Consider the following 19,546-nt stretch of genomic DNA (forward strand, 5'->3'; position numbering starts at 1 on the left):
GGCTGTCGGTGCCCATTCCCTCGTTCAGAGACCAGTTTGCCGCACTTATTGCTGCGCCTTCGGTGAGCTGCACTCAGGCCCACTGGGACCAGACGAATCGTCCAGTCATCGATCTTCTTGCCAGCTGGCTGAACGATCTCGGCTTCGCCTGCGAAACGCAGGAAATCTCCCCCGGCAAATTCAATCTGCTCGCCAGTTACGGCACCGGGCCGGGCGGCCTGGTGCTGGCGGGGCACAGCGACACCGTGCCCTTCGATGCTGAACTGTGGACGGCCGACCCGCTACGGCTGCGCGAAGCCGACGACCGCTGGTACGGCCTCGGCAGCTGCGACATGAAGGGCTTCTTCGCGCTGATCATCGAAGCGGTGCTGCCCTTGCTCGATCAGCCGTTCAAGCAGCCGCTGCTGATCCTCGCCACCTGCGACGAGGAGAGCTCCATGTCCGGCGCTCGCGCGCTGGCCGAGGCGGGCCGGCCGCTGGGACGGGCTGCGGTAATCGGTGAGCCGACGGGGCTGCGGCCGGTGCGCCTGCACAAGGGCATCATGATGGAGGGCATCGAGATACATGGGCAAAGCGGCCATTCCTCCAACCCGGATTTCGGTCACAGCGCGTTGGAGGCCATGCATAGCGTGATGGGCGAACTGATCACGCTGCGTCGCGAGTGGCAGAACCAATACAACAACCCACTGTTCGACGTGCCACAGCCGACCCTCAACCTGGGCTGTATCCATGGCGGCGACAATCCCAACCGGATCTGTGGCCAGTGCTCGCTGGAGTACGATCTGCGCCCGCTACCGGGCATGGAACCGGCGCAATTGCGCGAGGCTATCGCCCAGCGGTTGCGCCCGGTCGCCGAAAAGCATCAGGTAAAGGTCGATCTGACGCCGTTGTTTCCCAGCGTGCCGGCCTTCGATCAGCCCGCCGAGAGCGAACTGGTCAAACTGGCCGAACGGCTCACCGGTCATGCCGCCGAGGCAGTGGCCTTCTCCACCGAAGCGCCTTATCTTCAGCAGCTTGGTTGCGAGACGCTGGTGCTCGGTCCGGGCGACATCGCCTGTGCTCACCAGCCGGACGAATACCTGGATCTCGACAGAATCGAACCCACCGTGAGGCTGTTGCGCGGAATGATTGAACACTACTGCCTGCAACCGGCGAGCCGAGGATAGGAGCAGGTTCGGCGATCCTGAATCGCAGCCCGAACCTGCTCCCTGCCTCTCACTTACTCGACCCGGCTTCCGGACTGAAAAGCGGTTATCTAAGGCTTTTGCAATGCACAACTACGTCACCTGGCTTCGCGACTCATCGCCCTACATCAACTCGCACCGCGACCGCACTTTCGTGGTCATGTTGCCTGGCGATGCGTTGGAGCATTCGAATTTCCCCAATATCGTCCATGATCTGGTGCTGTTGCACAGCCTCGGCGTGCGTCTGGTACTGGTGTTCGGCTCGCGTCCCCAGATCGAGGCGCGGCTGACCGCTCGCGGCATCGAGCCGCGCTTCCACCGCGACCTGCGTATTACCGATTCGGCCACGCTGGAGTGCGTGATCGACGCTGTTGGCCACATGCGCATCGCGCTGGAGGCGCGGCTGTCGATGGACATGGCCGCTTCGCCGATGCAGGGCGCACGGTTGCGCGTGGCCAGCGGCAACTTCGTCACTGCAAGGCCGATCGGCGTGCTCGACGGAGTGGATTTCCATCACACCGGCGAGGTGCGCCGGGTCGACCGCAAGGGTATTGGCCGTCTGCTCGACGAGCGCACCATCGTGCTGCTCTCGCCGCTGGGTTATTCCCCCACCGGGGAGATCTTCAACATCGCCTGCGAGGACATCGCTACCCGCGCGGCCATCGACCTGCAGGCCGACAAACTGGTGCTTTACGGTGCCGAGCGCGGTCTGCGCGACGAGCTCGGCAAACTGGTGCGCGAACTGCGCCCACAGCAAATCCCGGCTTATGTCGAACGGCTTGTTGGAAGCTATCAGGCCGAGCTGCTCAGCGCCGCGGCGCAGGCCTGCAAGGGCGGGGTGCGGCGCAGTCACGTGATCAGCTACGCCGAGGATGGCTCGCTGCTCAATGAGTTGTTCACCCGCGACGGCGGCGACGGCACCCTGGTGACTCAGGAACAATTCGAGCAGCTGCGCGAAGCGACCATCGAGGATGTCGGCGGGCTGATCGACCTGATCACGCCACTGGAAGAACAGGGCATCCTGGTGCGGCGCTCGCGTGAAGTGCTGGAGCGCGAGGTGGAACAGTTCAGCATCGTCGAGCGTGACGGACTCATCATCGCCTGTGCGGCGCTCTATCCGATCGCCGATTCCGATGCGGGCGAGCTGGCCTGCCTGGCGGTCAACCCCGAGTACCGTCACGGCGGGCGAGGCGACGAACTGCTCGAGCGCATCGAAGCACGCGCCCGCCAGCTGGGGCTGAGAACGCTGTTCGTACTCACCACGCGCACGGCGCATTGGTTCCGCGAGCGCGGCTTCGAGCCCAGCGGCGTGGAGCGGCTGCCGGCGGCGAGGGCTTCGTTCTATAACTTTCAGCGCAACTCGAAGATTTTCGAGAAGGCGCTTTGAAGCCGAGTGGCGGGCGCAACGCCCGCCATGGCTTCTTCAGTGCAACGGCAGCTGTACGGTGCCGCGCAGGCTGACAGCGCTGGGCAGTCTGGAAAAGCTCAGGGTGTACTGCGGATGGAAGCCGTAGAGCATCAACCCCACCTCATCTCCATGCTGCAGGCGCGTGCTGATACCGATCAGTTCCGTGCTGTGCGTACCGACGCCCCGCAGCGGCAGAATTTGATCCTGGAGCAGCTCGGTGCGTCCGCTGCCCAGGCGCTTGATGCCAAGACCGACGAACACGCGTGGGTCAAGAGCCGCTTCACCATCCAGGGTCAAATCTGCCAACGGTAGGCCGGCCAGGGTTTGTTCGCCGATGGCGCGATACAGCGGGACGAAGCGCGGCGCGCTGCCCAACTCGGCGATCAGTTGCGGAGGCAGTGTGGCGACCAGCTCGGTGAGGATGGCGCTCACCTGGTCCGGGTCAGCCTTGCCCAGGCCACTGAGCGCGCCGAGCAGGATTTTCACGCTGCTGGCGGACAGGCGGCTGAGCACCTCGGATAATCTGGCCGGCTCCAGCTTGGCCAGCAGGTTCAGCACCAGGTCGATAGACGGCGGGCCGACCAGAAAGTCGCCGCTTTCCACGTTCAATTGCAGCCCTCCGCGCGGCATCTGGTCGACAACGATGCCGTGGTGCTCGCTCTGCGTCAGGCACACTCGCGGCATGTCGATGCTGCGTTGCAACTGGCGAAGCTTGCCGTCGAGGAAGTTGTAGGCCAGATCAGTGATCCGATAGCTGCTAACACCGCATTGGACGTCGGCATCCACCGAGCCGAGAGCACCTTGTTGCATGCCCGGCAGCAGGTGGCCGCCGGTAGATACCAGCAAGTAGGCATCGTTGCCGGCCTGGCGCAAACACTGGTAGTTCCAGGCCGCTTCATTCGCGTTGAACAGCGTGTCATTGGCGCCCTGAATGAAGAACGCATCGACCCGCGGCGCTTGGCCGTCTGGGCCGCAGAAGGCGCCCAGGCCATGGCCGGCAAGGCGCTGTGTCGCTTGTGCATCGACACTGCCCGAGAGGGACTGCGCATAGGCTTCGGTGACCCAGGGTGCCTGGTCATTCAGGGCGAGCCCGCTGAGCAGCGACAGCCAGAGACTTTTCGGTACGCCATTTGGGGTCAAGCTGTAGGACAGGTCATGCCAGGTAATCATCGGCACCAGCGCATCGAAGCGCGGATCGATGCTGGCGCCGACGAGCTGGAAGCCCCCGCCGTAGCTGAGGCCGATGCCGCCGATCAAAGGATCGCCGCGCAGATAGGCCAGGTGCGGTGTCAGGGTGCCTTCGGCCCAGTCCAGCAGGGTCTGGATATCACGCCCCTCGATCGCCGGGTCCTGAACGTTGGCCTTGCCGCCGCTGTCGCCGAAGCCGCGCTGATCGAACGTCATCACGAAGTAGCCAGATTCCCAGGCGCGCCGCGCAGTTACCGTAAGCGAGTCGCTTTCAGTGAGTTCGGTGGAGCGGCTTCCACCCCAGCCATGGCTGTACATCAGCAGCGGCGCCGCCTGGCCTTTAGCCAAAGAAGGCTGAAACACCGTCACTGCGATTGGCGTGCCGTCGAACGAGGTAAGAGTCAGGTCATAGCGCAGCTGCGACAGCGCAGGGCCGCCGCCGCTGATGGCGCCGGCGATCGGGGCAGCAATCGCACTGTTGGTCAGCAGGACCAGACCGACCAGTAGGCCGATGGTAGCCGCCATCGCCAGGGTGCCCCTTCGGGCCGATATCAACATGTCGAGCAAGGACATAGTGCACCTCTCTTTTTATTGTTCTGGTGGCCAACCCAGGCGGCCGGGATGCCGCCGCCTGGGAAGGACGAACAGTTAGAGTGGTGCGCCGACGGAAGATTTCCCGGCTCGCGCGGGCTGGCGGCGTTACGGCACCGCCTGCAAGGTGCTAGAGCGCCTATGACGCCCTATAAATATCAGTGATGGCGTTCTGTAAGCGCCGACATGCGCAGCGAAACGGCAACAGCTTCAGGCGCTGAGGCTGCGCTGGTACTCGGTGACGAAACTATCGAAGTCCAGCTCGTCGCCCGCTTCCATCACTTCCTGCTGTGCCAAGGATTCGCGCGCGGCCTCGTCGAAGAGGTGGATGTCGTCCGCCGACAGCAACTGGTCGCGGAAGTAGGCGGCATGGCTTCGGGTCTGGCGCAGGGCGAACTGACTGAAGCTTTCGCCGTTGCTGCGCAGCTCATGCAGGACGCGTGCAGAAGGGGTCAGGCTACTGTCGTCGATCTTTGCCTGCTGGACGGCCACAGCCTGGGCGTGATGCTCGCCGCGATGGCTCCGGTCCAGCAGGGCTGCCACCTGGCCGATCTCGCCGAGCAGCTCGCTGGCCCAGGCCTGCAGCGTGATGTTTTCGCCGCAGCGCCGTAGTTCCAGCCCCGGCTTACGGCCTTCCTTGACCACTTTGAGAAAGTTGTCGTTGCTGGCGCTGCATTCGCCTTCGGCCAGGCAAGGGCTCTGCTGAAGCGCGCAGAACAGCAGGAAGGCATCGAGGAAGCTGGCCTCAGTGACATCGATGCCCAGCGGCAGGAAGGGGTTGATGTCCAGGCAGCGTACTTCGATGTACTGGATGCCGCGCGCGCGCAGTGCGTGCAGCGGACGCTCGCCTGTAGCGGTGACACGCTTGGGGCGGATGTTCGAGTAATACTCGTTTTCGATCTGTAGCACGTTGGTGTTGAGCTGTTGCCAGTTGCCGTTCGCGTCTTTGATGCCCTGCGCCGCGTACTCGGGGTAGGGCGTCGAGACGGCCTTGTGCAGACTGCTGGTGTAGCTCGGCAGGTCGTCGTAGCAGGGCGTCAGGCCGGCCTGAGCGTTGCTCTGATAGCCCAGATCGCTCATGCGCAGGCTGGTGGCCCAGGGGAGATATAGGGTGTCGTCGTCGAGCTGCTCGAGTTGGTGCGAACGGCCGCGCATGAAGCTCGCATCCAGCGCCGGTGAGGCGCCGAACAGGTACATCAGCAGCCAGCTGTAGCGGCGAAAGTTGCGGATCAGCGCGATATAGCGCCAGGACTGATAGTCCTGCTGCGGGCGGTCGTCGCCCTCGTCGGCCTGGAGTACCGACCACAACGCCTCTGGCAACGAGAAGTTGTAATGAATACCGGCGATGCACTGCATGGTCTTGCCGTAGCGCAGTGCCAGCCCTTGGCGATAGACATACTTGAGCCGGCCAATGTTGGAGCTACCGTACTCGGCGATGGGGATCTGCGACTCTTCCGGCAGGTGGCCGGGCATCGACGGGCTCCAGAGAAATTCGTCACCGAGCTTGCTGTAGGTGTAACGATGGATCGCATCCAGCTCGGCCAGTGTTCTCTGTGGGTCGGTTTCGGTGCCGGTAATGAACTCGAGCAGCGCCTCGGAATAATCAGTGGTGATCTTCGGGTGCGTCAGCGCCGAGCCCAGCGCGCGGGGATGCGGCGTCAGCGCCAGCTGGCCGTGGCCATCGACGCGCAGGCATTCGCGCTCGATCCCGTGCAGGCATTGCGAGAGCAGCGGAAGGTGGGTGTGCTCGGCCAGCAATGCCAGGCGGTGGGAGAGGAGGTCGCTCAAGTTTGAATTCCTTCACGCATCAGTCGGCACAATATGGGGCGGCGAGCGACAAGCTTCAAGCTGCAAGAGAGGGCTCAGTGTGCTTACTTGGCGCTCGTAGCGTGCTGCTTGCCGCTTTCAGAGGCAGGCGAAAGTCGATTGCGCCTTGGCCACTAGCTTTTCGCCCTGGTGGACTTCGGCTTCGAGCACCTGGGTGCGGCGCCCGCCATGCACCACCCAGGCGCGACAAAGCAGTTCGCCGTCGGTCACCGGACGGATGTAGTTGACCTTGCATTCGAGAGTCACGCTGTTCGGTGAACCATCGCCCAGGCTGTGGCTGGCCTGACCCATGGCCGTATCGATCAGCGAGAACAACGCGCCGCCGTGCAGCTTGCCGTGCAGGTTGCGCAGGCCGTCATGCATCTCCAGGCTGAGGACGGCTTCGCCGCCTTCCGCCTTGAGAATTTCGAGGCCCAGCAGACGCCCGAAGGCGCTGCTGCTGCCGATCGCTTCGACTTTCACACTCACGGCTTATTTCCTCATGCTCTTGGCATTGGCGAACAGTGCGGCCATGGCGTTGTTGACCGGTGCCGGCTTGGTCTCCGGTTTGGCCGGCTTGCGCTCGCCGCGCGCCTGGCCGCCACGGTTGTTGCCACCGCCGCGCATGTTGTCGGCCTTTTCGCCAGGCGTGTCGCTCATGCGCATGGACAGACCGACGCGCTTGCGCGGAATGTCCACTTCCATGACCTTGACCTTGACGATATCGCCGGCTTTGACCACCTCGTAGGGATCCTTGACGAACTTCTCTGACAGCGCCGAGATGTGTACCAGACCATCCTGATGCACGCCGATGTCGACGAAGGCACCGAAGTTGGTCACGTTCGTTACCACACCTTCGAGCACCATGCCGGGCGTCAGGTCGCTGAGCTTTTCGACGCCTTCCTGGAACTCGGCGGTCTTGAACTCGGGGCGCGGGTCGCGACCGGGTTTTTCCAATTCCTGCAGGATGTCGCTGACGGTGACCAGGCCGAAGCTTTCGTCGGTGAACTGCTTCGGGTCCAGGCGTTTGAGAAACGTCGAGTCGCCGATCAGCGAACGGATGTCACGGCCGGTATCGGTGGCGATGCGCTTGACCAGCGGATAGGTCTCCGGATGCACGGCCGAAGCATCCAGCGGATTGCTGCCGTTCATCACGCGGAGGAAGCCGGCGGCCTGTTCGAAGGTCTTGTCGCCCAGCCGCGGCACTTTCTTCAGCTCGCTGCGCGCCGCGAAGGCGCCGTTGGCGTCACGGTAGGCGACGATGTTCTGCGCCAACGTGGTGTTCAGGCCGGAGATGCGTGCGAGCAGCGCCACCGAGGCGGTGTTGACGTCGACGCCGACGGCGTTCACGCAGTCCTCGACGACCGCGTCCAGCGAGCGCGCCAGCTTGAGCTGCGAGACGTCATGCTGGTACTGGCCGACGCCGATGGCCTTCGGTTCGATCTTCACCAGCTCGGCCAGCGGATCCTGCAGGCGTCGAGCGATGGACACCGCGCCGCGAATCGAGACGTCCAGGTCCGGGAATTCCTTGGCGGCGAGTTCCGAAGCCGAGTACACCGAGGCGCCCGCTTCGGAGACCATCACCTTGGTCAGCTTAAGGCCCGGCATCTGCTTGATCAGGTCGGCGGCCAGCTTATCGGTCTCGCGGCTGGCCGTGCCGTTACCGATGGCGATCAGGTCGACGGCATGCTTGGCGCAGAGCTTGGCCAGCACGGCGAGGGTGCCATCCCAATCATTGCGCGGTGCATGCGGGTAGACGGTGGCGGTGTCGAGCAACTTGCCAGTGACATCGACCACCGCGACCTTGCAGCCGGTGCGCAGGCCCGGGTCCAGGCCCAGGGTGGCGCGCGGGCCGGCCGGTGCGGCCAGCAATAGATCATGCATATTGCGGGCGAAGACGCCGATGGCATCGTCTTCGGCTTTTTCGCGCAGCTCACCGAGCAGATCGGTTTCCAGATGGGTGTAGAGCTTGACCTTCCAGGTCCAGCGCACCACTTCGCCGAGCCACTTGTCCGCCGCGCGGCCGCGGTTGGCAATGCCGAAGCGCTCGCCGATCATCACTTCGCCCGGGTGCATGGTGCCCGGCGCCTCGTCACCGACTTTCAGGCTGACGCTGAGCACGCCTTCGTTGCGCCCGCGGAAAATCGCCAGCGCGCGATGCGATGGTGCGCTCTTGAGCGGTTCGTCGTGCTCAAAATAGTCGCTGAACTTGGCCCCTTCGGTTTCCTTGCCCGGTACCACGCGCGCGCTGAGGGTCGCGTTGTGGGTAAGAAAGTCGCGCAGCTTGGCCAGCAGATCGGCGTCTTCGGCGAAGCGTTCCATGAGGATGTACTTGGCGCCTTCGAGTACCGCCTTGGTATCGGCAAAACCTTTCTCGGCATCGACGAAGCGTGCAGCCTCGCTTTCTGGGTTCAGCTCCGGATCGGCGAAGATCGCATCAGCCAGTTCGCCAAGACCGGCTTCCAGGGCGATCTGGCCCTTGGTGCGGCGCTTCTGCTTGTAGGGCAGGTAGAGGTCTTCCAGGCGGGTCTTGGTGTCGGCGAGGTCGATCTCATGCTTCAGTTCGGGGGTCAGCTTGCCCTGTTCCTCGATGCTGGCGAGGATCGAGGCGCGGCGGTCATCCAGCTCACGCATATAGCGCAGGCGCTCTTCCAGCAAGCGCAGCTGGGTGTCATCCAGACTGCCGGTGACTTCCTTGCGGTAACGGGCGATGAAGGGCACGGTGGAGCCTTCGTCGAGCAGCGCCACGGTGGCGGCGACCTGTTGCGGGCGCACGCCCAGTTCTGCGGCAATGCGGGAGTTGATGCTGTCCATGAACCTACCTGGGTCAGTCAAACCATGCAGGCCGGGCCTGCGCGAAAGGGCGCGATTATAAAGGCAGCGGACCGCTTGAGGCTGGAAGCTGGACGAAAAAGCCGACGGTGAACTGTCGGTTCATCCTTTCGACCCTCGGCTTACCACCGCAAAATCTGCTAACAATGGCTTTCAGTTGCGTTTATCCACTGCGCGCATAATGCGCCGTCGATCATTCGGGGAGTTTCCATGAGCAGCACTGCGCCCGCCAGCGAAGGCGAAAAGATCCTGATTGTTGACGATGACGCCCGTTTGCGGCGTCTGCTCGAGCGCTTTCTCGACGAGCAGGGCTATCGCGTGCGAACCGTGGAGAGTGCCGAACAGATGGATCGTCTGCTCAGCCGGGAGTTGTTCCATCTGGTCGTGCTGGACCTGATGATGCCCGGCGAGGACGGCCTGTCCGCCTGCAATCGGCTGCGCACCGGTGGCAACCAGATCCCGATCATCATGCTGACGGCAAAGGGGGACGAGGCCAGCCGGATTCAAGGCCTGGAGCAAGGCGCCGACGACTACCTGGCCAAGCCCTTCAACCCCCGCGAGCTGCTGGCACGGATCCGTGCGGTGCTGCGTCGCCAGGCACCGCAGGTCCCCGGCGCACCGGGCAGCGAAGACCAGACGGTAACCTTCGGCGATTACGAGTTGTTTCTGGGAACCCGCGAATTGAAGAAGGGCGATCAGATTCACATGCTCACCACCGGTGAATTCGCCGTGCTCAAGGCGCTGGTTCAGCACGCCCGCGAGCCGCTGACCCGAGACAAGCTGATGAATCTGGCCCGCGGCCGGGAGTGGGATGCCCTGGAGCGCTCCATCGACGTGCAGATTTCCCGCCTGCGCCGCCTGATCGAGCCGGACCCGTCCAAGCCGCGCTACATCCAGACGGTCTGGGGCGTCGGCTACGTCTTCGTACCTGATGGCAACAAATAGCATCCGGTAATGCACTCGAGACTGAACGGGATTGTGGTGCCGCGCTTTTTTCGCTCCGCGTCGCAAGGTGGGCCGGGCGGCGCTCAAAGATGTCATGGTCAATCGCCAGGGCCGTAGAGTGGGCTTCAGCCCACCACGCCCGCTCGCATTGGTGGGCTGAAGCGGAGCGCCGCCCGACTCACTCTACAAAATGAAGCCCACATCGCTGTTTTTTTTTGCTTCTAGCGCTCTTAATCGGCTTTTTTATGAAAACCCCGCTCTGGTTTCCGCAAAGTTTCTTCGCTCGCACCCTGTGGATGGTGCTGATCGTCGTGTTGTTCTCCAAGGTACTGATGTTGGTGTACCTGATGATGAACGAAGACGTCATGGTCGATCGCCAGTACAGCCACGGCGCGGCGCTGACGCTGCGTGCGTACTGGGCAGCCGACGACCAAAATCGCGAGCGCATCGCCGAGGCCGCCGGGCTGCTGCGGGTCACCGCCGAGGAAGTGCCGCCCAGCGAATACCACTGGCCCTACACGGAGATCTTCCAGCGGCAGATGCAGGCCGAACTCGGTGAGGATACCGAGGTACGAGTGCGTATCCAGCCTCAGACGGCGATCTGGGTGCGGGCGCCGAGCCTGGGCTCGGACTGGCTACAGGTGCCGCTCTACGCGTATCCGTTGCGCGGGCAGCGGATCTGGAGCGTGTTGGGCTGGTTCCTCGGGATCGGTCTGCTGTCCACCGCGGCCGCCTGGATTTTCGTCAGCCAGCTCAACCTGCCACTCAAGCGCCTGGTTTACGCGGCCCGACAGATCGGCAAAGGCCGCCGTGTGCGGCTGCCCATCAGCGACACGCCAAGCGAGATGACCGAGGTCTACCGCGCGTTCAATCAGATGGCCGAAGATGTCGAACAGGCCGGGCGCGAGCGCGAACTGATGCTCGCCGGTGTCTCCCATGATCTGCGCACGCCGCTGACCCGTCTGCGCCTATCGCTGGAGCTGATGAGCAGCGATTCTGAACTCACCGAGGACATGGTGCGCGATATCGAGGACATGAATGCGATTCTCGACCAGTTCCTCGCCTTTGTTCGCGACGGCAGCGACGAGCCGGTGGAAAGCGTCGACCTCGGCGAGCTAGTGCGAGAGGTCGTGGCGCCCTACAACCAGTTCGGTGAAACCGTGCGCCTGTGTGTCGAGCCGATGCCGCCGCTGGCCCTGCGCCGGGTATCGATCAAGCGCCTGCTGGTCAACCTCATCGAAAATGCCCTGCGCTACGGTGGTCATGGCGTGGAAGTCGCCGCCTACGTTTCCGGCGACGGCAGCGCGCCCTATGTGGTGCTCAGCGTGCTAGATCGAGGGGCCGGGATTGATCCGAGTGAGCTGGGGGAGATCTTCAATCCCTTCATCCGTGGCGATCGCGCTCGCGGCGGCCAGGGGGCTGGCCTCGGTCTTGCCATCGTCAAGCGCATCGCCTCGCAGCATGGGGGGGTGATCGAACTACGCAACCGCGAGGGTGGTGGGCTGGAGGCCAGGGTCAGTCTGCCGTTAGGCTTGCTGCTGCCAAGGGATGCGAGAAAGCTTTGAAGCCGCTGTAAACATTCGCTGTAGCAGGCGCGGCGGTACTGACGGCTGGATAGGGGCAGCTCAACCCTTCCCCTTGGTTCTCGTCAGGTGTGGGCCGGCGTTCTTTTCGAGATACTGGATGATCAGTCCCGCGACATCCTTGCCGGTGGTTTCTTCGATGCCGGCCAGGCCCGGCGAGGAGTTCACTTCCATCACCAGCGGACCGTGATTGGATCGCAGGATATCGACGCCGGCCACGCTCAGGCCCATGACTTTGGCCGCGCGGATGGCGGTCATGCGCTCCTCGGGGGTGATCTTGATCAGGCTGGCAGTGCCGCCGCGATGCAGGTTCGAGCGAAATTCACCAGGCTTTGCCTGACGCTTCATCGCGGCGATGACCTTGTCGCCGACCACAAAGCAGCGGATGTCCGCGCCGCCGGCTTCCTTGATGTATTCCTGAACCATGATGTCCTGCTTCAGACCCATGAACGCTTCGATCACCGACTCGGCGGCGGTGGCTGTTTCGCACATGACTACCCCGATACCCTGAGTCCCCTCGAGCACCTTGATTACCAGGGGCGCGCCGTTGACCATCCGGATGAGGTCGGCGATGTCGTCGGGCGAGTGCGCAAAACCGGTCACCGGCAGGCCGATGCCGCGGCGCGCCAGTAGTTGCAGCGAGCGCAGCTTGTCGCGCGAGCGGGCGATGGCCACCGATTCGTTGAGCGGGAACACCCCCTGCATTTCGAACTGACGCAGGACCGCGCAGCCGTAGAAGGTGACGGAGGCGCCGATCCGCGGAATCACTGCATCGAAGCCTTCCAGAGGGCGGCCGCGGTAGTGAATCTGCGGCTTGTGGCTGGCGATGTTCATGTAGGCGCGCAGAGTATCGATCACAACCACTTCATGGCCGCGCTGTTGGCCTGCCTCCACTAAGCGGCGGGTCGAATACAAACGTGGGTTGCGCGACAGCACGGCGATTTTCATTGGGCACCGGGAGAGGTAAGGGTCTGGGGTTTTTCCTGCACGTAAGTGCGCGCAGGGTCGACCAGCCATTTGCCGTCCATCAGGGCTTTTGATCCCAACAGCAGGCGATAGCGCATGGTCTTGCGACAGGTAAGGGTGAATTCCACGGGCCACAGATGAGTGCCCAGCGCCAGCAATGTGCGTACCACATAGCGGGTCTGCACATGGCCGTTGGAGCTTTTGATCGTCTTGCGTGCGATTACCGGCGCCTCACAGCGATGGCGCCGCTGTACGAGGGTGCCCAGGTGGGCGGTAAAGCGAACCCAGCGTTTGCCGCCGCGCTCGAATTCGCTGATATCGGTGGCATGCAATGCGGACGTGCTGGCGCCGGTATCGATTTTTGCGCGCAGGCCGACCACGCCGAGCTCAGGCAGGGCGATCCATTCGCGCAAACCGATGACTGTCTGAGGGTCGGGACTGTTCAACAAAAGCGTATCCAGTAGATTTCCGCGCATTCTAGACGGGGTGCATGACAACCGCATCTACCTGTACGACTCTATGACAACACGACGGCTGGCTGAGTTGACCGATGAGCGAAAAAGACGACGGCAAAGTCCGGTTGGACAAGTGGTTATGGGCCGCGCGCTTCTTTAAGACGCGGGCGCTGGCGAAGGCCGCCATCGAGGGCGGCAAGGTGCATTGTCGCGGTGAGCGCTGCAAGCCGAGCAAGGAGCCGAAACTCGGCGAAGAGCTGGTGATTCGCGCTGGTTTCGACGAGCGCACGGTGGTGATTCGAGCGTTGTCTGCTGTGCGCCGAGGCGCGCCGGAGGCACAGTTGCTCTACGAGGAAACTGCTGAAAGCCTGGCACGTCGCGAGAACGCTGCGGCGATGCGCAAGGCAGGAACCTTGGGCGTGGAAACCGACGGTAAACCGAGCAAGAAGCAGCGTCGAGCCTTGCAGCGCTTCCGCTCCGACGCCGGCTGAGCATCGGCAGTTGGACCGTTGCCACTTTCGACCTAGAATGCGGTCCCTTCTTTCAGGCGCCGTGCGTGATGGTCGAGTCGATGAGCTCGGCATCTGCGCAGCGGCACCGGCCTTCAATCTGCTCTGGTTATGCTAATGCTCGATTCCGATTACACCCAGCGATTCCTCTTCGATGACACCGATGTGCGTGGCGAGTGGGTCGGGCTCGAACGCAGCTACGCCGAGGTGCTGGCCAAGCACGACTATCCGGAGCCGGTTGCGCAGCTGCTGGGCGAATTGCTGGCGGCGGCGGGGCTGCTGGTCGGCACGCTGAAATTCGATGGCCTGATGGTCTTGCAGGCGCGTTCGGCCGGAGCGGTACCGCTGTTGATGGTTGAATGCTCGAGCAACCGCGAGGTGCGCGGCATCGCCCGTTATCACGAAGAGCAGCTGACCCCGGGCTCCACCCTGGCCGAGCTGATGCCCGAAGGCGTGCTGGCTATGACCATCGATCCGACCAATGGCCAGCGCTACCAGGGTATCGTCGCGCTGGACGGCGCCAATCTGGCTGACAGTCTGTCGAACTATTTCGCCTCGTCCGAGCAGCTGCCGACGCGTTTCTGGCTCGCCGCCGACGGTCGCCGTGCCTGCGGCATGCTGCTGCAGCAGCTGCCGGCCGATCGCATCCGTGACGGCGAAGCGCGTGAGGCCAGCTGGCAGCATCTGCGCACGCTGGCCGATACCCTGTCGGCCGAGGAACTGCTCGGCCTGGACACCCAAACCGTCTTGCACCGGCTCTATCACGAGGAACAGGTGCGGCTGTTCGAACCACGTCCGATCACCTTCCGCTGCAGCTGTTCCCGTGAGCGTTCGGCCAACGCGATCGCGAGCCTGGGCCAGCACGACGCCGAGTTATTGCTTGGCGAGCAGGGTGGCGTGATCACCATCGACTGCCAGTTCTGCAACCACAGCTACCGCTTCGATGCGGCGGACGTCGCCCAGCTGTTTGCCGGTGCGGGTATCGAAGGCCCCTCCGGCACCCGACACTAACTCGGGTTAAGGTCTCGGGGGGCTAGGAACCTTTTCGCCATCACGGGCTCATACCCAGCGCAGCGTCATTTCTGTCATAATCGCGCGCACTTTTTTCGGTGTAGCCCACTCTACGGAGGGCTACAACAGCATGGAGGAATCGGCCCAGAGCCGACGGGGAACTCATGACGCAAGCCAATAACACCGTGTATACCGATATCAGCACCGCTCAACTGATCGAAGAAGCCATCAAACGCGGTGAGGGTGAATTGGCCGCCAATGGTGCGCTCGTCGTGAAAACTGGCCACCGGACCGGTCGTTCGCCAGCTGATCGCTATATCGTCGAAGAGCCCAGCACTCAGGATTCCATCGCCTGGGGCCCGATCAACCGTCCGTTTCCGGCCGAGAAGTTCGATGCCCTGTGGGATCGCGTCGAGACCTTCAACAAGGCTCAGGATCATTTCGTTTCCCACGTCCATGTAGGCTCGTCCGAAGGTCACTACCTGCCGGTGAAAATGTCCACCGCAACGGCCTGGCAGAACCTCTTTGGCCGCCAGCTGTTCATCAACCCGGCGCAGTACAACCCCGCGGGCAAAGACCAGTGGCAGGTGCTCAACGTCGCCAACTTCGAGTGTGTGCCCGAGCGCGATGGCACCAACTCCGATGGTTGCGTGATCATCAACTTCGCTCAGAAGAAGGTGCTGATCGCCGGCATGCGCTACGCCGGCGAAATGAAGAAGGCGATGTTCTCGGTGCAGAACTACCTGCTGCCCGAAGCCGACGTGTTGCCGATGCATTGCGCCGCCAACATCGGCGAAGAAGGCGACGTCACTTTGTTCTTCGGTCTGTCGGGCACCGGTAAGACCACCCTGTCGGCCGACGAGTCGCGCTACCTGATCGGCGATGACGAGCATGGCTGGGGCACCGGTGTGGTGTTTAACATCGAAGGCGGTTGCTACGCCAAGTGCATCGACCTGTCCGAGAAGAACGAGCCGGTAATCTGGAAAGCCATCCAGTTCGGCACCGTGCTGGAAAACGTTGTGCTGAACGACGAGCGCGTCGCCGATTACACCGACGACAGCCTGACTCAGAACAGCCGCGCCGCCTATCCGCTGGAGTACGTCGAGAAGCGTTCCGAGAAGAACCTCGGTGGTGAGCCGAACGCGGTAATCTTCCTCACCTGTGACCTGACTGGCGTGCTGCCCCCGGTATCGGTCTTGAACAACGAACAGGCCGCGTACCACTTCCTGTCGGGCTACACCGCATTGGTGGGTTCCACCGAAATGGGTTCCGGTAGCGGTATCAAGTCGACCTTTTCCACCTGCTTCGGCGCACCTTTCTTCCCGCGCCCGGCCGGTGTCTACGCCGAGTTGCTGATCAAGCGCATCCAGGCGTTCGGCTCCAAGGTCTATCTGGTCAACACCGGCTGGACCGGCGGTGGCTACGGTGTTGGCAAGCGCTTCAACATTCCAACGACCCGTGCGGTGATCGCCGCGATCCAGAGCGGCGCGCTGGTGGGTGCCGAAACTGAGCATCTACCAATCATCAACCTGGACGTGCCAAAGGCCGTCGAGGGCGTCGATACCCAGTTGCTCAATCCGCGTAACACATGGGCTGACCAGAACGCCTACGACGAAGCGGCCAAAGAGCTGGCGAACAAGTTCATCGACAACTTCAAGAAGTTCGATGTATCCGAGGCCATCAAGGCCGCCGGTCCACAGCTGTAACACCCGCTATATCGAAACAGCCGCCTGCGGGCGGCTTTTTCGTGGGCGACCGCTTCTCGGTCGGCGCCATTGTCGACGTGCTATCAGGTGACGGATCGACGCGGCCGATGAATAACATCGATGAAGGTGCATGGATTCGATCAGTTCAGGCGCATAGCATGGCGTCCACCATTTTTACCAAGCGGAGCCACCCTATGCAGATCGAAGAAGCCATCCAGACCCGCCGCGCCGTGAAGGCCTATGACACCAGCTTCAAGCTCAGCCGCGAAGAGAAGGATGAGCTGCTGCAAATGGCGCTGCTGGCACCTTCGGCCTTCAACCTGCAGCATGTGCGCCTCGTCGAAGTCGGCGATCCGGCGCTGCGTGCGCAGATACGCGAGGTGGGCTGGAACCAGGCGCAGATGACTGACGCCTCGATGCTGGTGGTGGTCTGCGCGCAGCTGGATAGCTGGGAAAAGAATGTTCGCCGCGTCTGGGAAGGCGCACCGAACGAAGTGCAGGAGTACATGGCCGGCGCCATCGACAACTACTACCGCGGCAAGGCGCAGGTACAGCGTGACGAAGCCATGCGCAGCTGCGGGCTGATGGCACAGACGCTGATGCTCGCCGCGCGTGGTAAGGGCCTGGATTCCTGCCCCATGGATGGTTTCGATTTCGATGCGGTTGGCAAGCTGATCAATCTGCCGGACAACCACGCCATCGCCATGATGGTCGCGGTGGGCAAGCGTACCGTCGAGCCGAAGCCGCGAGTCGGCAAACTACCGTTCGATGAGGTCATCATTCGCGACCGGTTCTGAGCGCCCTCAGAGACGCTCAGTCGAGCGTCTCTTTGCGGATTGGCCAGCGCCGGCTGATGGCCTTGTCAGTTCTGATTCTTGCAGCTGTCGGATAGGGTCCGATACGAGAGTTTGCGCAGCTCACCCGAGGAGTCCCGATAGGTCATCACCGCGTCGGTTACTTCACAGTAGGGTGTGGGCTCCAGCTTGATTGAGGCCACCGACGCGACGTCGAGTTTGGTGCCGTAGGTGTAGGGCTCGGGTTCGGCGCTGTTGGCATGGGTGAGCGAGGCAGTGGACAACAGCAGGGCAGTGATAGCGAGAGTAACGCGCATGGTGGGTGGGGTCCTGTTCGGGTTCGTGAGTATTTCCTGGTTCGCGAGCCGTATCACCTGATCCGGCTTCGCTTATGGTTCTTCTCAGGAGCCCGATCATCGTATTGTTAGTAAGCTCACTAACGATAATTGCCGATCTCAATGGCTCTGATTGACTGAACCTCTGCTCCCTTTTTTGTCCGTTTCGCGAGGCTGCGCTTGTCTGCCGGGCCCCGGGCCGACGGCTGGCCGTGCCTCGGCGACTGCCATGCATTACCGTCTCCCTCCTTTTGCTAACCTCTGGCTCCCCAGTCAAAGGAGTGACTCACGATGATCGAACAAACCCTGGCCCGGACCTTCGGCTACGACGGCTTCCGCGCCGGACAGGAACAGGCCATCCGCGCCGTGGTGGCGGGGCGCTCGGCCGCAGCGATCTTCCCTACCGGTTCCGGGAAATCGCTGTGTTACCAGTTGCCCGCGCTGCTGCTGCCACACCTGACCCTGGTGGTTTCGCCGCTGTTGGCGCTGATGCAGGACCAGCTGGCATTCCTGCACCGACACGGAGTCGCCGCCGCCAGCATCGATTCGGCGCAGAGTCGTGAGCAGCTCAGCGAAACCATGAGCCGCGCCAAGTCCGGCGAACTGAAGATTCTGATGATCTCGGTGGAGCGCCTGAAGAACGAGCGCTTCCGCACCTTCATCGCCCAGGTGCCGATTTCTCTGCTGGTGGTGGACGAGGCGCACTGTATTTCGGAATGGGGCCACAATTTCCGCCCGGACTACCTCAAGCTTCCCGACTACCAACGCCAGTTCAACATCCCCCAGGTGCTGCTGCTGACCGCCACGGCTACACCCCCGGTCATTACCGATATGCAGGCCAAGTTCGCCATCGACGCAGGGGACGTGGTGACCACGGGCTTCTATCGCGCCAACCTGAATCTGCTGGTCGAGCCGGTTGTCGGCATGAACAAGCAGCGCCGGCTGGTGGAATGGCTGGCGGACAAGACCGGGCAGCCGACCATCGTCTACGTCACCCAGCAGAAGACGGCCGAACAGGCCGCCGAACATCTGGCGCAGCGCGGCTTTCCGGCGAGCGCCTATCACGCCGGGATGAACCATGAGCTGCGTGAATCGATACAGCGGCGCTTCATGGCCGGCGAGCTGAACTGCATCGTCGCCACGATCGCCTTCGGCATGGGGATCGACAAATCCGACATCCGCAACGTGGTGCACTACGACCTGCCGAAATCGGTGGAGAACTACAGCCAGGAGATCGGTCGCGCCGGCCGCGACGGTCAGCCGTCCGACTGTCTGGTGCTGGCCAATCGCGACAGCCTCAACGTGCTGCAGAACTTCGTCTACGGCGATACGCCGGAGCGTGAAGGTATTCGCTGCGTGCTCGACGAGCTGTTGCAGTCAGCCCCGAGTGGACAATGGGAGCTGATGCTCAACCAGCTTTCCGATCAGAGCAACATCCGCCAGTTGCCGCTGAAAACACTGCTTGTGCAGCTGGAGCTGCGCGGCATCATCGCGCCTCGCTTCGCTTATTTCGCAGAGTATCGCTTCAAGTACCTGCTCGAACCCGAAATGCTGCTTTCGAAATTCGAAGGCGAGCGACGGCAATTCGTCGAGGCCATCGTGCACACCTCGGCGCGCGCGAGAACCTGGTGCACGCTGGATTTCGATGCGCTCTATCAGCAGCACGGCGCCGATCGCGCACGGGTGGTCAAGGCGCTGGACTATTTTCAGGAGAAGGGCTGGATCGAGCTGGAGAGCAAGCAGATGACCGAGGTCTATGCGCTGCTGAATTCGGGCTTCGACCCGCAGCTGCTAAGCGGCGAGCTGCACGCCTATTTCAAGCAACACGAAACGAGTGAGATCACTCGCATCAACAACATGCTCGGGTTGTTTGAATCCGATGAGTGCCTCAGCCAGCGTCTGGCTGCCTATTTCGGCGATGCGCAAGCACCACAGCAGTGCGGGCATTGCTCGGTATGCCAGGGGCGAGTCGCACAACTGCCCGAGCCGCCTGCACTGACGCCTTTGAATGAACAGGACATGGTGGCTCGCTGCGTCCAGTTCAATCAACGTTATCGACAGCTCAAGGACCGCGCGCCCAGCACCGAATGCCTGACGCGTTTCCTCTGCGGCATCAGCGTGCCGGTGTTCACCAAGCTCAAGGCTCGCAGTATTCCAGGATTCGCGTCGCTGGAAGCCTATCCCTACGCCGAGGTGCGTGAGCGGGTCGTGACGGCACGAGAGAGCCGCTAGC

16 protein-coding genes are annotated in these 19,546 nt (G+C 62.6%); 9 read left to right on the forward strand and 7 right to left on the reverse strand.

Annotated elements, in window-relative coordinates; translation table 11 throughout:
• Positions 1–8 precede the first annotated feature (8 nt).
• Together argE and argA are read left to right on the forward strand one after the other, a co-directional pair.
• Positions 9–1,166 carry an acetylornithine deacetylase gene (gene argE, locus H3028_RS05825; RefSeq protein ID WP_181296117.1) on the forward strand — a complete coding sequence of 386 codons (1,158 nt, stop codon included), beginning with the start codon at positions 9–11 and terminating at the stop codon, positions 1,164–1,166.
• Between the two features lie 103 nt (positions 1,167–1,269).
• On the forward strand, positions 1,270–2,571 hold the full coding sequence (argA, locus tag H3028_RS05830) for an amino-acid N-acetyltransferase (RefSeq protein ID WP_181296118.1): 1,302 nt from the start codon (positions 1,270–1,272) through the stop codon (positions 2,569–2,571).
• Between the two features lie 36 nt (positions 2,572–2,607).
• Here the strand turns inward: argA and H3028_RS05835 are convergent, their stop codons facing one another.
• The 4 genes from H3028_RS05835 to H3028_RS05850 all read right to left on the reverse strand — a co-directional run bounded on the left by H3028_RS05835 (position 2,608) and on the right by H3028_RS05850 (position 8,991).
• Positions 2,608–4,353, reverse strand: a complete 1,746-nt coding sequence (locus H3028_RS05835; RefSeq protein WP_181296119.1) for a CocE/NonD family hydrolase — start codon at positions 4,351–4,353, stop codon at positions 2,608–2,610.
• A gap of 228 nt (positions 4,354–4,581) precedes the next feature.
• Positions 4,582–6,159 carry a glutamate--cysteine ligase gene (gene gshA, locus H3028_RS05840; protein WP_181296120.1) on the reverse strand — a complete coding sequence of 526 codons (1,578 nt, stop codon included), beginning with the start codon at positions 6,157–6,159 and terminating at the stop codon, positions 4,582–4,584.
• A 117-nt stretch (positions 6,160–6,276) separates the two neighbouring features.
• A complete protein-coding gene (locus H3028_RS05845; protein ID WP_181296121.1) occupies positions 6,277–6,666 on the reverse strand; it encodes a PaaI family thioesterase in 390 nt (129 codons plus the stop codon).
• Positions 6,667–6,669: 3 nt separating this feature from the next.
• A complete protein-coding gene (locus H3028_RS05850; RefSeq protein ID WP_181296122.1) occupies positions 6,670–8,991 on the reverse strand; it encodes a Tex family protein in 2,322 nt (773 codons plus the stop codon).
• A 228-nt stretch (positions 8,992–9,219) separates the two neighbouring features.
• Between H3028_RS05850 and ompR the strand changes: the two genes are divergently transcribed.
• Together ompR and H3028_RS05860 are read left to right on the forward strand one after the other, a co-directional pair.
• Complete coding sequence (gene ompR / locus H3028_RS05855; protein ID WP_181296123.1) at positions 9,220–9,954, forward strand: two-component system response regulator OmpR; 735 nt, start codon at positions 9,220–9,222, stop codon at positions 9,952–9,954.
• Between the two features lie 245 nt (positions 9,955–10,199).
• Complete coding sequence (locus H3028_RS05860) at positions 10,200–11,519, forward strand: ATP-binding protein (protein ID WP_181296124.1); 1,320 nt, start codon at positions 10,200–10,202, stop codon at positions 11,517–11,519.
• Between the two features lie 60 nt (positions 11,520–11,579).
• Here H3028_RS05860 and rimK read toward each other — a convergent pair whose 3' ends face one another.
• Positions 11,580–12,485 (reverse strand): 30S ribosomal protein S6--L-glutamate ligase, encoded by a 906-nt coding sequence (rimK, locus tag H3028_RS05865; RefSeq protein WP_025243607.1) that lies wholly within the window; start codon positions 12,483–12,485, stop codon positions 11,580–11,582.
• The gene (locus H3028_RS05870; protein WP_168422601.1) at positions 12,482–12,979 is read right to left on the reverse strand and encodes an ATP-dependent zinc protease; all 498 of its coding nucleotides are present in this window, start codon (positions 12,977–12,979) and stop codon (positions 12,482–12,484) included. The genes rimK and H3028_RS05870 overlap by 4 nt, the downstream gene beginning before the upstream one ends.
• 74 nt (positions 12,980–13,053) lie before the next feature.
• On the opposite strand from H3028_RS05870, the gene H3028_RS05875 reads away from it, so the two are divergent.
• The 4 genes from H3028_RS05875 to H3028_RS05890 all read left to right on the forward strand — a co-directional run bounded on the left by H3028_RS05875 (position 13,054) and on the right by H3028_RS05890 (position 16,981).
• Positions 13,054–13,449 carry an RNA-binding S4 domain-containing protein gene (locus H3028_RS05875; RefSeq protein WP_181296125.1) on the forward strand — a complete coding sequence of 132 codons (396 nt, stop codon included), beginning with the start codon at positions 13,054–13,056 and terminating at the stop codon, positions 13,447–13,449.
• 135 nt (positions 13,450–13,584) lie between these two features.
• Positions 13,585–14,478 (forward strand): Hsp33 family molecular chaperone HslO, encoded by an 894-nt coding sequence (gene hslO / locus H3028_RS05880; RefSeq protein ID WP_181296126.1) that lies wholly within the window; start codon positions 13,585–13,587, stop codon positions 14,476–14,478.
• 164 nt (positions 14,479–14,642) lie between these two features.
• A complete protein-coding gene (locus H3028_RS05885; protein WP_181296127.1) occupies positions 14,643–16,184 on the forward strand; it encodes a phosphoenolpyruvate carboxykinase in 1,542 nt (513 codons plus the stop codon).
• Positions 16,185–16,378: 194 nt separating this feature from the next.
• Entirely contained in the window at positions 16,379–16,981 is a 603-nt protein-coding gene (locus H3028_RS05890; RefSeq protein ID WP_181296128.1) for a nitroreductase family protein, read from the forward strand.
• A gap of 65 nt (positions 16,982–17,046) precedes the next feature.
• On the opposite strand, the gene H3028_RS05895 is transcribed toward H3028_RS05890, so the two are convergent.
• The gene (locus H3028_RS05895) at positions 17,047–17,295 is read right to left on the reverse strand and encodes a DUF2790 domain-containing protein (RefSeq protein ID WP_181296129.1); all 249 of its coding nucleotides are present in this window, start codon (positions 17,293–17,295) and stop codon (positions 17,047–17,049) included.
• A gap of 309 nt (positions 17,296–17,604) precedes the next feature.
• Here H3028_RS05895 and H3028_RS05900 point away from each other — a divergent pair, with 309 nt between their 5' ends.
• Entirely contained in the window at positions 17,605–19,545 is a 1,941-nt protein-coding gene (locus H3028_RS05900; protein WP_181296130.1) for an ATP-dependent DNA helicase RecQ, read from the forward strand.
• The last annotated feature ends 1 nt before the right edge of the window (position 19,546 follow it).

It is taken from the genome of Pseudomonas sp. Q2-TVG4-2 (genome assembly GCF_013620795.1).
In the GTDB taxonomy this organism is placed as follows: Bacteria; Pseudomonadota; Gammaproteobacteria; order Pseudomonadales; family Pseudomonadaceae; genus Stutzerimonas.